Annotated in this window: 15 protein-coding genes; 9 read left to right on the forward strand and 6 right to left on the reverse strand. The window is 46.7% G+C overall.

Annotated elements, in window-relative coordinates; translation table 11 throughout:
* Window positions 1-76: 76 nt before the first annotated feature.
* Both H583_RS0122195 and H583_RS0122200 read right to left on the reverse strand, forming a co-directional pair.
* Window positions 77-817, reverse strand: a complete 741-nt coding sequence (locus H583_RS0122195; protein WP_425414539.1) for a CAP domain-containing protein — start codon at window positions 815-817, stop codon at window positions 77-79.
* A 300-nt stretch (window positions 818-1,117) separates the two neighbouring features.
* Window positions 1,118-2,323, reverse strand: a complete 1,206-nt coding sequence (locus H583_RS0122200; RefSeq protein WP_028562387.1) for an MFS transporter — start codon at window positions 2,321-2,323, stop codon at window positions 1,118-1,120.
* A gap of 149 nt (window positions 2,324-2,472) precedes the next feature.
* Here H583_RS0122200 and H583_RS0122205 point away from each other — a divergent pair, with 149 nt between their 5' ends.
* From H583_RS0122205 to H583_RS0122245, 9 genes are all read left to right on the forward strand, one after another.
* A complete protein-coding gene (locus tag H583_RS0122205; RefSeq protein WP_028562388.1) occupies window positions 2,473-3,069 on the forward strand; it encodes a TetR/AcrR family transcriptional regulator in 597 nt (198 codons plus the stop codon).
* A gap of 448 nt (window positions 3,070-3,517) precedes the next feature.
* On the forward strand, window positions 3,518-3,970 hold the full coding sequence (locus tag H583_RS35580) for a hypothetical protein (protein ID WP_051236838.1): 453 nt from the start codon (window positions 3,518-3,520) through the stop codon (window positions 3,968-3,970).
* A 249-nt stretch (window positions 3,971-4,219) separates the two neighbouring features.
* The gene (locus H583_RS0122215) at window positions 4,220-5,245 is read left to right on the forward strand and encodes a cysteine peptidase family C39 domain-containing protein (protein ID WP_028562389.1); all 1,026 of its coding nucleotides are present in this window, start codon (window positions 4,220-4,222) and stop codon (window positions 5,243-5,245) included.
* 303 nt (window positions 5,246-5,548) lie between these two features.
* Window positions 5,549-6,868, forward strand: a complete 1,320-nt coding sequence (locus H583_RS0122220) for an ABC transporter substrate-binding protein (RefSeq protein WP_028562390.1) — start codon at window positions 5,549-5,551, stop codon at window positions 6,866-6,868.
* A gap of 81 nt (window positions 6,869-6,949) precedes the next feature.
* Window positions 6,950-7,825 carry a carbohydrate ABC transporter permease gene (locus H583_RS0122225; protein ID WP_028562391.1) on the forward strand — a complete coding sequence of 292 codons (876 nt, stop codon included), beginning with the start codon at window positions 6,950-6,952 and terminating at the stop codon, window positions 7,823-7,825.
* Window positions 7,818-8,651, forward strand: coding sequence for a carbohydrate ABC transporter permease (locus H583_RS0122230; protein ID WP_028562392.1), 834 nt, complete (start codon window positions 7,818-7,820; stop codon window positions 8,649-8,651). Before H583_RS0122225 ends, H583_RS0122230 begins: the two co-directional genes overlap by 8 nt.
* Window positions 8,652-8,690: 39 nt before the next feature.
* Window positions 8,691-9,845, forward strand: coding sequence for a Gfo/Idh/MocA family protein (locus H583_RS0122235; protein WP_028562393.1), 1,155 nt, complete (start codon window positions 8,691-8,693; stop codon window positions 9,843-9,845).
* Between the two features lie 75 nt (window positions 9,846-9,920).
* Window positions 9,921-10,850 (forward strand): helix-turn-helix transcriptional regulator, encoded by a 930-nt coding sequence (locus tag H583_RS33935; protein ID WP_051236840.1) that lies wholly within the window; start codon window positions 9,921-9,923, stop codon window positions 10,848-10,850.
* A 1-nt stretch (window position 10,851) separates the two neighbouring features.
* Entirely contained in the window at window positions 10,852-11,862 is a 1,011-nt protein-coding gene (locus H583_RS0122245) for a zinc-dependent alcohol dehydrogenase (protein WP_028562394.1), read from the forward strand.
* A gap of 103 nt (window positions 11,863-11,965) precedes the next feature.
* Here the strand turns inward: H583_RS0122245 and H583_RS0122250 are convergent, their stop codons facing one another.
* The 4 genes from H583_RS0122250 to H583_RS36800 form a co-directional block, all read right to left on the reverse strand.
* A complete protein-coding gene (locus tag H583_RS0122250; RefSeq protein WP_028562395.1) occupies window positions 11,966-12,775 on the reverse strand; it encodes an SDR family NAD(P)-dependent oxidoreductase in 810 nt (269 codons plus the stop codon).
* A 133-nt stretch (window positions 12,776-12,908) separates the two neighbouring features.
* Window positions 12,909-13,319, reverse strand: coding sequence for a MerR family transcriptional regulator (locus tag H583_RS0122255; RefSeq protein WP_028562396.1), 411 nt, complete (start codon window positions 13,317-13,319; stop codon window positions 12,909-12,911).
* 323 nt (window positions 13,320-13,642) lie between these two features.
* Window positions 13,643-14,653 (reverse strand): phosphotransferase enzyme family protein, encoded by a 1,011-nt coding sequence (locus H583_RS0122260; protein WP_245585967.1) that lies wholly within the window; start codon window positions 14,651-14,653, stop codon window positions 13,643-13,645.
* 76 nt (window positions 14,654-14,729) lie between these two features.
* Window positions 14,730-14,906 (reverse strand): hypothetical protein, encoded by a 177-nt coding sequence (locus H583_RS36800; protein ID WP_154665960.1) that lies wholly within the window; start codon window positions 14,904-14,906, stop codon window positions 14,730-14,732.
* Window positions 14,907-14,979 lie beyond the last annotated feature (73 nt).

Genomic DNA, 14,979 nt, shown 5'->3' on the forward strand with positions numbered 1-14,979 from the left:
CTTTACAAATTAAACGTCCAAGCAAAAAACACGCTCAAGCAGCGTGTTTTTTTGTAGCAGCTTTTCAGCCTATATATCAGCCCGTAAATTCCTGAACCCATGTATTGTTGTAATAACCGATGCCGATGTTTTTGAATGTGTTGTTTAGAATGTTGGCACGGTGTCCCGGGCTGTTCATCCATTGGCTCATTACTTCCTGTGGACTTGTTTGTCCTTTGGCAATGTTTTCCCCGGCTGTATTGTAATTGACCCCATAAGACTTCATCATATCGAACGGGGAGCCATAGGTTGGAGACTGGTGATCAAAATAATTGTTGTCGTACAAATCTTTGGCTTTATCCAAGGCTACTTTGTCCAACTTGTTGTCTGTAGATAAGGAGTTAAGTCCGGCTTTGGAACGCTCCTGATTAACCAAATCCAGCACTTGCTGAACGAATGCGGAGGAACCGGCTGTCTGGTTTGTATTGTCCGTTTGATTGGCCGGTTGTTTCGCTGGTGTGCCCGGAACATTCGGAGCGGCAGGAGCATTAGGAACAGCCGGATTTATTGTGCCAGGCACACCCCCCAAACCATCACCGCCAATTAACAAATCCAGCGGATTGCCGCCACCTGGGACCTCTTTCATTCTCACTGAGGATTTCCCCGAATTTGGCAGTGCAGTCGAAGAGGCTTGAGTTACATGTGTTTGTGCTTTGTGTACCGTATGGCGGGATTTGGTCTCTACCCTGTTCGGTTTGATATTCATTGGCTGGTTCGTGCTGGAACAGCCTGCGATGAGCAGCAATGTTGCTGTAATGGCGATGAGCTTCTTCATCATAACTCCTCCTATATTCGGTTTGAGTAATGGACAAAGTTTTTGCATCACACCATGAATTTATACAGAACTGAAAATAAATAATTTTATTTGCAGGTTCATTTCCTCTGCGGTTGAACAGCTTGAAGATTAATTTAGCGGCTATAAGTTCAATATTAGCTCTGATTCTAATATTAAAACGCACTCCTGGAATGGACATCGGGCAGAAGCATTCGGCTTATCCAATGGTATTCAGGGGTGCGTTTTACACTGTGGAGGCTGTTAAGCGGCACCATAGCTCGCATATGGATTAACGATTGCCTGTTAATGCTTTATTGCCGGTGATGGCTTGAAGGCAGCGAATAATATTTTATAGCCTAATAACGCGATGACCAGTGCAAATGTACCTGCGATAACGGCGACCGCAAAGCCGGTTTGTACGCCAATGTTATCAATGACCCAGCCTGCTGCTGACGATCCGGATGCGACCCCGATTCCAAGGCCAGTGGTAGCCCAGGTCATGCCTTCAGTCAGCTGATGCTCGGGCACGATCTTCTCAATCAGTCCCATGGTAATAATCATGGTCGGGGCTACCGTCAAGCCGGAGAAGAATACGGTAATGGCCAGATTGACCATGTTGTTTACGAGCAGGAGCGGCAGCAGTGTCAGCGTCATAAGCGCAACAGCTATCATAAACTGCCGCTGCAGCGGCAGTTTGATTTTTAACAGACCAAATATCAAGCCTGCAAGGCAAGATCCGGTTGCGTAGACAGCTAATACATAGCTGGCTCCGACTGTATACCCCTGGTATTGCGCAAAAGCTACGGTCACAACATCAACTGAACCAAAAATGATGCCTACAGCAACAAATGTAAAGGCAAGCATTCGAATGGAACCGAGCCGGATGACAGAGCCGCTTCTTCCCTCAACCTGTGGCCGAATGGCCGGCTCACTGCTTTTTTGCATGGTGAAGAGGGTTACACCGATGAGCAGCAATATGATAGCGGTCAACGGGCCGGCTTCCGGGAACACGGTCACGCTAAGACCCACGGACAAAATTGGACCAATAATGAAGCAAATTTCGTCGACTACTGATTCAAAGGAAAAAGCCGTATGTAACTTCGGTGATCCTCTGTACAGCTCGGTCCAGCGGGCGCGTACCATGGCAGGCATGCTGGGCATGCAGCCGGCAAATAATGCACATACAAATAATGTCCAATCCGGCGCGCCAAATCTCGAGCATAACAACAAAGCTCCAATAGCAGTTGCACTTACTGCGGCGGCAGGCAGCAGTATCTTGGATTGCCCCATCCGGTCAACCAGCCTTGATAACTGCGGTGCAATCAAGGCCGTAGCCAGCGCGAATACAGCGGCAATTGCCCCGGCAAGACCGTAGCCGCCTCGTACTTGGGAAAGCATGGTGACGATTCCGATGGCGGTCATGGAAATCGGCATTCTGGCGACAAAAGCAGCGGCCGAAAATAATTTCGAGCCTGGTGGCGTAAAAATATCCTGGTAAGCCTTAAACATTAACGATCCTCCTTATTTAGCAATGCGTACTCTATGCGTACTCATTGACATGCGATTCGTATGTAGATAAAATGATATTACACATACGTCGCGTATGTCAATGAGTGAAAAAACTAAGAAAGCCAACATTAATGGCCAGGAGGATCCCCATGACCCGCAAAGCCAGGATGGACATGATTGCCGAGACACGCACTAAGCTTATTGGTGCTGCAAGACAAGCCTTTGGGACAGACGGATATGCGAACACGTCTATGGATGAGCTCACAGCTTCTGTAGATTTGACTCGGGGTGCACTCTACCATCATTTCGGCGATAAGAGAGGGTTGTTGGCTGCCGTCGTGGAAGAAATAGATCTTGAAATGGATCAGAAACTGGATTATATTTCCGGCTCGATAATAGACAACTGGAAAAGCTTCACCAGCCGCTGTCGCGCATATGTTGAAATGGCGCTGGAGCCTGAAATTCAGCGCATCATGCTCCGGGATGCTCCGGCGGTACTAGGCGATGCCTACTCGCAAATGTCGCAGTCCAATTGCCTCGAAACAATGGCCAGGATGCTTCAACAATTAATGGACGACGGTATCATTGCGAAGACGGACAGTACTTCCTTGTCACGGCTTATAAACGGAGGATTAACGAACACTGTCTTTTGGCTGGCGAATTCAGAGCACTCAGAGAGCAGCTTGAACGAGGCGCTGCACAGTCTGTCCATATTATTGAACGGCCTGCTCCTAAGAAACAAATGATAATCCCCATTTCCCCAATAGGCAACAATCATATGATGATTAATAATATGAAAAAGAAATTGGCACGTCAGTTATGGTAAAAGACGGCTGGAACGTGAAGTTTCAACAGGCAGATGTCTCCATCACTTTTACCAAGTGAATGACATAAGCGTTACCATCTTCAAAAGGGTATCCTATTACGCCTCACTCCTGATTGAGTGGGGCGCTTTTGCTTTAGAAGCAAAAGAACGTGCAGCATTTAAGCAATCAAGGTTTGCTGACAGCATGAAATGAAATCGCAATTTGGTTATAAAATTGAATCCGGAAGAATTTTACGTTCTAATTCAAACTATTTATATATATTTTTGTGAATAATAGGTAATTTAGACTATTAATATAATTGTATTTTTATGTCAAAATTGTAATAGATCGCTGGCCGGCATCAAATAATCTAATCGGAGGATAAATCATGAAATTGAAGAAACTATTTATCGCAGTTATGGTTATTTGCATGTTGTCATTTTCCCAATCGGCTTTTGCAATTACGGGGATTGGAGATACGAGAGACACGGCGATACCGATCTCGATGTGTCCGCCACTTACAGGTTGTCAGGGCATTAATCTGTTTCTTTCAAATGCTAATGATGTAGACTGGTTCAAGTGGGAGAATAACACTGGCGCAGCCAGAACGATTAATGTCGTTTTCCAGTCCCCATCCAATGCAAGTTACGTTATTGGTGCAACAATGATGCTTAATAATCATCTCTACGGGACATTGTACCCTAAAGAACATTCTCCTGGCCAATTACTGGCATTTACTTATTATGTTCCTGCAGGTGCTACTTTTTACGCTGTAGTTGAGGCGAAAACATTCTCAAGCAGCTCAGATCAATACACAGTGGCTTTTATGAGAATAAATTAGCTTTTAAAATTGCAAAGGCCCAGGCCCCCGAAGGGGCCTTTTACTTGTTGGGCATATATAGCCCGCCCAGACTGGAGATATAGCGGCATGAAGCCTGATCTATGGTTTGTTTGTTTAAAATATATTCAAATATAGTTAATTAAACTTAAAAATACTAAAAATTGAAAATTGAAACTTTGAGTGATAAAATATATTTATGACTCTAAATTTTTAAATGATAGGTTAATAAATATTAGGGGGCAGGGCAGTGTGGATTTGATAAAAAAAATATCTGTAATCAAACCCGAAATTACTTCATATCAGCATCATACAGCTATTCTTTCATTTTTAGATCAAAATGATATTAGCGACCAATGGGTGTTTGCCAACTATATTCAATTGTTTTCAATTTGGGAGGAGAATAGAATATCATTTTTTGATTTTTACTCCACCAGCTACATCATTAATTCTTGTCCTTGGATAAAAATGCAGCATTTTAGCAGGGAACAACTTGCTGAAAAGGATATTGCAACTTTCATTATAGATTGCATTAATGAGAACAAGTATGTATACCTTGTAACCGAATGCAAACATATTTCTGTTCATAATTATGATCACCCGTTCCCGCATCCTTTAATTATCTTTGGTTATGATCGTTCAAGGGACATATTTCATATTGCTGACTTTTTTAATGGTATTTTTTCTTTTCAAGAAGCTTCATTCTATGAGATTGAAGCAAGTTATGCTCAATATATTGAAGATAGTTTTTGGTGGTCGGGAGCCAAAGTGTTTGAGAGAACTACAACGAGCTTTCCCAATTCCTGTTCACTTTCACACCTGATTTCTATTTTCTCAGATTATATAAATTCGACAAACAATGCTGATTATAAGTTGAATTACGGGAGCGATGAGCATCACTTTATAAATGATATCAATTATAAAAGTATTGGAATCTCGGTGTATAATGACATTATAAAAAACATTGAAAACAACATTGAAAATAACATTGATAATTTCGATTTTAGAATCATACCTATACTTACAGATCACAAAAAGAATATATTAAGTCTGATTACTTATTTGTGTAAAAATGAAATCATAAGTTCATACCATTTAAACAATTTCAATGAAGTTTTTGATAATATTATGAAAGCAAGAAATCTATTCTTAAAAGACATCATCACAAAGCAATATAAAAATAAACTAGCTATAGTCGAACATATTAAAAAAGTGAAAAACTTGGAATATGAAGCGATGTCCCTTTTAATTCAGGATTTGCAGAAGTCAAGCACATAAAACACTACGAGCCTGCAAGGGGACTGCCCCTGTTTTTAAGACGGGATTAAAACATCTTGCAAGTTTAAGCAGCCAGTCGTCGATAATTAATCGGGGACTGGTTATTTTGTTGCCAACTCACCCCCCCTCAAGATTATCCCCATCTCTTACGGCATCGTTCTATTTTAGAAATTCACATTCTCTTCTTTTCCCGAATCGTAGTTTTTGTTAAAAAATCGTCCTTTATATCAAAGACTCTGTCGAAAAAATGCTTTAACATTGCACGTGTAAGCAAATAATCTTTCATCAAGGGGGATATCACCAATGAAAAGAAAACGCTTTATACAATCCACGCTGTTAGCGGTTTTGGCTTTGATTGTCATCGCCACGACTGGCTGCGGCTCAAATGGAAGCGCTTCAAAAGGTGCGGATGAAAATAGCGGGGGAGACATCGGCCTCACCTTCGGACATTTCCGGGTATCCAAGGATAATATTGATGTTCTGTTTGGCGATACATTGAACCAGTTTAGAGCGGATCACCCGAACATCAAAATTAAAGAGGAAGCTGTCGCACATGATCCTTACCGGGACAGAACGACGACGCTTGGTGCCTCGGGTGAGCTGCCGGATATTTTCATGGCGAACGGATCGATGATTCTCGACTTTGCTTCCAAAGGGTATGTAGCGCCTTGGGATAATGTGATCAAGGAGGATACCGCATGGAGCAATGATTTTGTAGACGGAGCTTTTGATGATTTCAAAGTGGATAATCAAATTTATGGTGTTCCCGTAAAGATGGCGGCGGTTCATACGATTTACTATAACAAAGCCATTTTCAAGGAAATCGGTATTAACGAATTCCCGTCTGCCTGGGAAGATTTTAAGAAAGCCATTACAACACTGAAGGAAGCAGGCTATACGCCAATCGGAATGGGCAACCGCTCCAGCGTTCCTGTCGGGTCCACCGTATTCAGCACACTTGCTGACCGTGTGACGGGTACCAATTGGTTCAACGAGGTGAAGAGCGGGGAGCGAAAGTTTACAGACCCTGAATTCATTCAGGCGCTGGAAGCGATGAAGGAACTGATCGACCTTCAAGCGTTCAACCCGGATATTAACAGCATTGATGAAGGACAAGGGGAAGCGTTGTTCTACAACAAAGAAGCAGCCATGCACATTAGCGGCTCCTGGTTCCTGCCCCGTCTTGTCCGGGAAGCGCCAGAGGACATTGCAGCTAATACAGGAATGGCATTCTTCCCGGCAATTGAAGGCGGCAAGGGCGATGCACATGCTGTAGCAGGCGGAGGCGGCTGGTCCTATGCCGTCAATGCGCGGCTGACAGGGGAGAAGAAGGAAGCTGCGATTGAGCTGATCAAGGCACTTTCCGGTGAGAAATTTGCGGTTGCCCAGAAGGAAATCAGTGAAATTCCGGCTCGCAACGTTGCCAATTATGATGAGAGCAAGCTGTCCCCGCTGGCGAATGAATACAGCAAAATGCTCGAAGGAATCAGCTATACGCCGGTGTACGATATTCGTTTGAAGCCGGCTCTGGTGAAAACCATTTACCAAGGCGTGCAGGAACTGCTGATCGGCGCTTCCTCACCGCAGCAAATCGCCGAGAAAGTCCAGTCCGCTGTGGAATAGGCCAATAGGCTGCCAGTCAGGGACAGGGGGAGGCCAAGTCTTACCTCCTTCCCAGCTTTTTCAAGAAAGTGAGGGATTGCATTGAGCAGCACGGTATTCAAGTTAAAGCTCGGACAGGTGCTCCGCTATTTAGTCCCGGTATATGCCGTATACGGCTTCGCGGTGCTGCTGCCGCTGTGCATTGCGTTCATTTACAGCTTCTATAACGATGCAGGCAGCACTTTTGTCGGGGTGCAGCAATACGTCAAGCTGGTGCAGGATTCGAACTTCTGGATTTCCTTCAAAAACAACATGGTCGTCGTCGTCATCTGTGTGATCGGACAGGTCGGAATCGCCTTTGTGATTGCGACACTGCTGCAAACCAAATTTCTGAAAATGAGGGCGCTGCACCGGGTCGCGATTTTCCTGCCGGTTGTTCTGGCTCCGGTGGTCACCGGATATCTTTGGTCCCTGATCTACAATTACAGATTCGGCATACTGAACTGGTTTTTGGGGGTGTTGGGCAAGGAGCCTGCTCTATGGCTGGATAGTCCCGGCACCGTTATTTATGCGGTATCCATTCCGCTTGTCTGGCAGTATGTCGGGCTGTATCTCATTATCTTCCTGGCGGGCATGCAGAACATCTCCTCAGATATCCATGATGCAGTCGAAATTGACGGAGCAAGCTGGATTCAGAAGACGATCCACGTCACGCTCCCGCTGCTGAAAGGGGTTATGCAGGTAGCGCTTCTGCTGTGCGTGTCCGGGACGATGAAGACCTTCGACCATATTTTCGTCATGACCGGAGGCGGCCCGGGTACGAATTCGATGGTGATGGCGCAGTATGCCTATGATAATGCCTTCGTCATGTCCCGTCTGGGCTATGCCAGCACGATTTCCATCGGCATGATTGTATTAAGCACAATTGTCGTGTCGCTTGTTGTCAAGCTGACAGGAGGTGGCCTGAGAAATGAATAAATTAGGAGTCCGGCTGGTTGGCACGGTTACCAATGCGCTGGTCATGCTGTTTTCATTGTCAGCCATCTTCCCGTTGATTTGGATGGGCTACACCTCGCTAAAGACGAATAAGGAATTCAGTCTGAATATTGTCAATTTGCCAACGAAGCCTGTTCTCGATAATTATGTCAGTGCTTTTGATGTCGGCGACCTGAGCAGCGCGTTATTCAGCAGCTCCTTCAACGCCGTCATTTCCGTACCGTTAATTGTGCTTTTTTCCTTTGTTATCGGCTATTTCTTCTCGCGCTTCAATTTCAGGGGGAAGCCGCTTCTGATGGCGGTATTGATGCTTGGCATGCTGATTCCTGTGCATTCGCTGCTGGTGCCGCTGTTTGTACAATTGAATACGCTAGGCATGCTTGATCACCGGCTGACGCTGCTGCTGCCGTATATTGCAATCAATCTGCCGCTAACCAGCTTCCTCTTCCTGAGCTTTATCCGGGATATTCCGGCCGAGATTGAGGAGGCGGCTTACATTGACGGCAGCACCTTCGACCGGACGCTGTTTACGGTTGTATTCCCGGTGTGCATGCCGATGATTGCAACAGCGACGATTTTGAATGTGCTTCATACTTGGAATGAAATGCCCTTTGCCCTCATTCTGAATAAATCCGCGGAGCTGTTCACGCTTCCGGTCTGGCTTACTTTCTTCAGCAGCCAGTATTCTACGGATTATACGGGGAAAATTGCCGGTCTTGTCATTACATCACTGCCAACTGTCATATTATATTTATTTTTTAGCCAAAAGATTATGAATGGCATGACAGCAGGAGCAGTTAAAGGTTAATGAATGATAGTTAACCCCCAATGAGAGGAAGTGAGGAGCATGTTGATGCAGAAAATCCGGATTGGAATGATCGGCTACAATTTTATGGGAAAAGCCCACAGCCATGCTTACCGCGATGTGCCCTTTTATTTTGACCTCAATGTGGAGCCGGTCTTGCAGACCATTGTAGGCAGGGACGAGGACCGGGTAAGTGCTGCGGCTGACAAGCTCGGATGGCTGTCTTATGAGACAGACTGGAGGCGGGTGGTGGAGCGGGAGGATATCGATCTGATCGATATCGGAACGCCGAATCATCTGCACAGTGAAATTGCAATCGCTGCGCTGGAGGCAGGCAAACATGTCATCTGCGAGAAGCCGCTTGCCCTCACGCTCAAGCAGGCAAAAGCGATGCGGGATGCAGCGCGGAAATCGGGCAGCATTCACATGATTTGCCACAACTACCGCTTTGCACCCGCAGTGCAGATGGCCAAACGTCTCATTGAAAGCGGACAGCTCGGCGAAATTTACCATTACCGGGCGAACTATTTGCAGGATTGGCTGATGGACCCGCAGTATCCGATGAGCTGGCGGCTGAATAAGGAAATTAGCGGTTCCGGGGCCCATGGGGATTTGATGTCCCACAGCATTGATCTGGCCAGGTTCCTGCTCGGCGAGATTGCTGAAGTAAGCGGAATGATGAAAACCTTCATCAAACGGAGGCCGCTTGATGGTACAGCGCCGGGAGATGGCGAAGAACCGCAATACGGAATCGTGGACGTTGATGACGCTTCGGCGTTTCTGGCAACGTTTGAGAACGGGGCGATGGGGGTGTTCGAGGCAACGAGATTTGCCAAGGGCAACCGCAACGCCAACAGATTGGAAGTTAACGGGTCGAAGGGCGCTCTGCGCTGGGATATGGAAAATATGAATCTGCTACAGGTCTATTTGGATGAAGAGAAGAAGAATGGATTGGAAGGATTCCGAACCATCAACTGCACCGAAGAAGAGCATCCGTATGCCGGGGCATACTGGCCGTCCGGCCATATTATCGGCTATGAGCACACCTTTGTGAATTTGGTCTATGAATTGTTAAAAGGCATTGAGACCGGGCGCAATCCTGCACCTGATTTTGAGGACGGCTACCGCAATCAGGCGGTGCTGGAGGCGGTCGAGCAGTCGGCGCGGACGGGGAGATGGGTGAAATTAAACGTTTGATTCCAGCGGGGAAGAGTCTCATACTAGGACAATACCAACTTATGCAGGGGCAATATTGTTTAGGGGGCTCACACCATGGATATGAATCAAATCAATTCCCTTTCTCCGTTTGTACGTTTCGTCAAAATTACGAAGGCCGGCTACCTGGCAGGAGAGTGGCTGGACTACGATAATGTATTCACCTATATTGAGCAGGGCGAAGCCGTATTTATGCTTGGCGGCACAACCTACCCGATTGCCGAGGGCGATGTGGTGCTCATGCATCCGTTTATGCCGCACGTCATCCGCACAACGTCGGAAGTGCCGCTCATTCAATATATTTTTCATTTTGACTGCAATTATGATCCGGTGCGCAGCCAGTGGAAGGAGATCGGCGTCGGAGGCGAGCCGCAACGTCATGTGCCGGACCGCGAGATGCTGTTTGCATCGCTGTCTCCTGTCGCCCATATCCGGGAAGTAGACCGGATTCAATTGAAAAAGCGCTTTTTAATGATGCACAAGGAGTATATGGATAACCGCTATCTGGATTCATTGCTGCTAAAATCAAGCGCCCTTGATCTGCTGGCCATATTTCTGCGCAATCAGACGAGCCAGCCCGCGAAGGAGAACAAGGCGACCAAGGGCTGGTCGATTATTGAAAAATGCATAAACCTCATGCAACAGCATTTCAGTGATCCGGCTTTGGACAATCATAAAATCAGTGAGCATGCCGGCATATCGACCAGCCACCTGTCGCATTTGTTCAAGGAACAGCTGGGGATTACCGTTCATAAATATTTGACGTATGTAAGGATCGACCATACCAAGCGCAAAATTCTGGAAGGCGAAGATACGCTGACGCAAATTGCGGATGAGGCTGGATTTTCCAGTATTCATCATTTCAGCCGCACATTCAAAAATATGGTGGGCATGACTGCCAGCCGGTATATGGCGGTTCATTCCAGCTCCAGCACCACTAACGGTCAGAACAAGCCGGTCAAAACCAGGCGGATAGGAGATAAATAGAATGCAAAATAAAAAAATCGTATTTACAGCCCCATGGCAGGCGGAATTTCAGGAGGAGACGCTGCAAACAACTGGCTTGGAAGCCGGGCATGCCCGGGTGATAAAACGCTATACACTGATCAGTCCGGGAACGGAGCTGGCCTGTCTGTCCGGCGGGGAAAGCTGGTTTCCGATGCCGGATGTGCCGGGATATGCGGCGGTCAGCGAGATTGTAGAGCTGGGGGAGCAGACAGACGGGTTCCAGATCGGCGACCTTGTCTTTCATTACGGCAAGCATTGCCAGTATGAATTGGTGCCGGTCTCGGGCGTCTTTCTGAAGGTTCCTGCGGATCTGGAGCCGAGGCTTGTTCCTTTCACCCGCATGGCGACTGTCGCTATGACTTCTGTAAGGGTTTCCAATATTGAGCTGGGAGACACGGTTGCTGTTACCGGGCTTGGTCTGATCGGCAATATGGCCTCCCAATTGGCCCGCTTGCAGGGAGCCAATGTGATTGGGATCGATCTGTCAGAGGAAAGGTTAAAGCTTGCCTCAGCTTGCGGGCTTGCACTTGGCGTATCTGCGGGAAGCAGCGACGTAGCTGCCGAGGTTCGTGAAGCAACGGGTGGAGCGGGCGTGTCGGCATTGATAGAAGCGACGGGTGTCCCGAAGGTAGCGGTTGACAGCCTGCCGATGATCGCCCGGTTCGGAGAACTGATTTTCCTCGGCAGTCCGCGCGGGGAGTATACAGCCAATGTAACGGATGTGTTCAATTACAGCCACCTGATTGGAAGAGGGTCGATTACGTTCAAAGGTGCCCATGAATGGCGTTTTCCGCTGGAGCCGGATAAATTCACCAAGCATTCGCTGGTACGAAATTCGGCCATCGTCTTTGATTTGATCCGTGACAAGAAGGTGCACATCGAGCCGCTGATCAGCCATATTCTCAAGCCGGAGGAAGCGTCCCAGGCTTACGAGGGGCTTCGCCACCATAAGGATGATTATAACGGCGTATTGTTTGACTGGTCGGAGTAGGGTTTGGAGAGAAGAGAAAACGGCAAGTTCCGGGGTACATGCATCCCGGAACTTGCCGTTTTTGCTTCAAGGCAGCTTGCTTGAGGAAGCTATAAGTCAAGCATTAATCTGCACTTGCCGTAATGTGTTCCCACTTCTCAAATTCCTCGAGCATGGAATTAAGCTGTGTACGGGCCATAACGAGCCCCATGCTGCCCAAAGCCAGTCTTCTTGGCGGATTATCCGTGCCTGCAATATCGGCCACTGCCGACATTGCCTTTTCGACATTGCCATAAGGCGCAGTCTTGGCAAGATCATTGTACCAATCATATACCGGTTGATAATCTGGAATTTCACTTCTAATTTCCTGCGTATTTCCTTGGAAGCCTGTTTTGAAACCGGCAGGCTCAACAAGTGTAACGTGTATGCCCAGTTCCTTCACTTCTGCAGCCAGACCTTCGCTAAGGCTTTCGAGGGCAGCCTTTGAACTGCAGTACACAGGCAAGGTTGGCAGACTTTGGACTCCGCCCATAGAGGAAATGTTGATAATATGTCCGGAGCGATTTTGCCGCATTTGTGGAAGAACGGCTTGAATTGTGCTCATTACACCAAATACATTGGTTTCGTACTGCTTCCGGGCCTGGTCAACGGTTACTTCTTCAAAAACCCCCGCTTGCGCGTATCCGGCATTGTTCAGCAACACATCAATTTTTCCATATTGGTTCGTGACCTTGCTGACAACCTGATTGACCATGTCCGGATCAGTAATATCCAGAGCAAGCACTTGAACGTTGCTATAATGGCCAAATTCTGAAGCAGCCTTGGCTGTATCCCGCATCGTAGCCACGACATTCCATTCACGCTTGGCAAACTGCAGGACCAGCTCCTTGCCGAAGCCTGTTGATGTTCCAGTAATTAGGATTGTTTTGCTCAATTGTATTCCCTCCTGGTATAAATTCGAGCAAGCTCAAAATCATCATAAGTTTTAAAGTGGACTTTAAGTCAAGGCTTCATATAGAAAAAAATCCTCGCCCTTGTGGATATGGGGGAGGATTTAACCTGCCGATCTATTTCGGTGCTTCCGATTCACTGATGTACTTGAGAAAGCTGTCTTCCGGATTTCCGTCTTGAATCTGCTTATAGACCTCCAGCTTTTGGCTGACCGCTTCGAAAGCCTCGCTCAGCACCTGCTGCTTTCTCTTTATTTCTGCTTGATGCGCTTCAAGTATCGCCCTTCTTTGCCCAATCGTCGCTTCTCCCTGCAAGGCAAGATCAACAATTTTTTTCAGGTCCGCTACGCTCATTCCGGTTGCGCGGAAGCAGGTCATTAAGCGAATCCAGTCCAGATCCTTTTGTTCAAACATACGGTTTCCTTTATCGTCCCGGCGGATATTTGGCAGTAGCCCTTCTTTATCATAAAATCGGATCGTAGGTGCGGGGCAATTTAATTTTTCCGATGCTTCTTTTATTGTAAACAATGTGCTCCCCCCAAAGGTAAGTGTATATGGTCTCCCAGCTATAATCTTGTTTCCTTTACATTTGAGCATCAAGCATCATGTCATTCCATTATACCTATTAAACTGAGCTTTAAGTCAAATCCTTTAGGGTTTGTCCCGCAAAACAGAACCGGAATGGGAATGTGCCATAATCAGAACAAAGAAGCATCCAAGCCACATTTACAGTGGGGCTGGAAGCTTCTTTGCTGTTTATTGAAAAGCCAAAAAGCGGCAGAAGGGAAATCGTCTTTTACTTTTTAGGACGATTACTTTTTGACTCTATTCGAATGCATTTTCGGATGTAATTAACTTATTTTTATTCCAAAAGGGCCTGACTTTTTACGCATGGATTCTGCCAGCCGTGCTCTTAAATGAACCATCCATTCCGGTTCATGAAGCCACTGCTCGGCAGTGGAATGAAGCGTGCGGGCATAACCATATAATGATGCAAATCGCCGGCATGCAGGCATTATGTCGGCGTGTTCATCTGCCAGCGGATACTCCGCGGCATATCCTTCCATGAACAATTGCTTTTTATCCGCATAAGCTTGCGGGTCAATCAAGTCCTGCAAGCTGTCCAGCGCGTTGGCGATATCCAGGGCATACCAATGGTACATGGCATCATCAAAATCGATTACATGACAAGAGCGCGTTGCCTCATCATAAAAGACATTATCATATTCAAAGTCGTAGTGGATCAGTCCGTAATTGGCTTTGGTAGCAGGGATCGTTGCGAAAAAGTCCCGCAGCAGCCGAGCCTCCGTCTTCGCAGCTTTTTCATTAGGGAAGCCAACCAATATATCCTCAATCCAATGCAGCACATCCAGATGGGACCAGCGCCGATGATTGCCAGGAACGTATTCACTGGATAAGCGGTGAAGCTGTCCCAATGCCTGACCGTAACCATACACGATTTCATTGCCAAGGCTGGTGCTGCTCAATTGAACGCCAGCTACCCGCTTAAATACGGAAGCATAGTATTCGCCCCAGGGAGTAGTTGCGATGACAAGCTCTTCGCTGTCCCTTGCAGGAATGGATTCCGGTACGCTATAGCCGCAGGAACGCAGATAGCGGAGAAATTCAAGCTCCGCCATTACGTTTTCCCTGAATTTCCCGGAGCGTGGAGCAAACCTTAATAGCCTGGTCTGATCCTGGTCCTGAAACGGATATATGGCATTGGAGGAAATCCGGTAATATTTAAAAAGCTCCAGCGACAGTTGATCAAATTTCCAGTAACCGAGCAGCATGCTGGCCAATTCTTCGTTATGGAATAAATATTTCAGCTTGAGTATGCGGATGACCCCTTTCAAAGTCATATAACTGGCTGCAAAATATGTAAAGTCAATTTCATCGGAAGAACATTTCACACGGCGGCTTGCTCGAAAGAGAATGTTAATGACTCATAGCACCCGTAATCATCGCTATGATAATCGTAAATACGGTTCCGAGCAACGAGGTGAAAATACTAATCGCCCAGAAACCGGGCGTTTGATCCCGGATCTTTTTCAAGAGTAAGAAGAAGAACAAAAAAAATAAAAAACCTACGACCGCCGCAACTGGAAGTTCCATGGATAACCACCCCTTTCCGTCCGTCCAGTATATCATGTTTAAATATTAAATTATTGATAAATTGTAATATTTA

This window comes from Paenibacillus pinihumi DSM 23905 = JCM 16419 (genome assembly GCF_000422505.1).
In the GTDB taxonomy this organism is placed as follows: domain Bacteria; phylum Bacillota; class Bacilli; order Paenibacillales; family Paenibacillaceae; genus Paenibacillus_D; species Paenibacillus_D pinihumi.

Bases quoted from the DNA above. Each gene is read 5' to 3' on its own strand.
- H583_RS0122195 (WP_425414539.1), bottom strand. From the start codon at position 817: ATGATGAAGAAGCTCATCGCCATTACAGCAACATTGCTGCTCATCGCA.
- H583_RS0122200 (WP_028562387.1), bottom strand. From the start codon at position 2,323: ATGTTTAAGGCTTACCAGGATATTTTTACGCCACCAGGCTCGAAATTA.
- H583_RS0122205 (WP_028562388.1), top strand. From the start codon at position 2,473: ATGACCCGCAAAGCCAGGATGGACATGATTGCCGAGACACGCACTAAG.
- H583_RS35580 (WP_051236838.1), top strand. From the start codon at position 3,518: ATGAAATTGAAGAAACTATTTATCGCAGTTATGGTTATTTGCATGTTG.
- H583_RS0122220 (WP_028562390.1), top strand. From the start codon at position 5,549: ATGAAAAGAAAACGCTTTATACAATCCACGCTGTTAGCGGTTTTGGCT.
- H583_RS0122230 (WP_028562392.1), top strand. From the start codon at position 7,818: ATGAATAAATTAGGAGTCCGGCTGGTTGGCACGGTTACCAATGCGCTG.
- H583_RS0122235 (WP_028562393.1), top strand. From the start codon at position 8,691: ATGTTGATGCAGAAAATCCGGATTGGAATGATCGGCTACAATTTTATG.
- H583_RS33935 (WP_051236840.1), top strand. From the start codon at position 9,921: ATGGATATGAATCAAATCAATTCCCTTTCTCCGTTTGTACGTTTCGTC.
- H583_RS0122245 (WP_028562394.1), top strand. From the start codon at position 10,852: ATGCAAAATAAAAAAATCGTATTTACAGCCCCATGGCAGGCGGAATTT.
- H583_RS0122260 (WP_245585967.1), bottom strand. From the start codon at position 14,653: ATGACTTTGAAAGGGGTCATCCGCATACTCAAGCTGAAATATTTATTC.
- H583_RS36800 (WP_154665960.1), bottom strand. From the start codon at position 14,906: ATGGAACTTCCAGTTGCGGCGGTCGTAGGTTTTTTATTTTTTTTGTTC.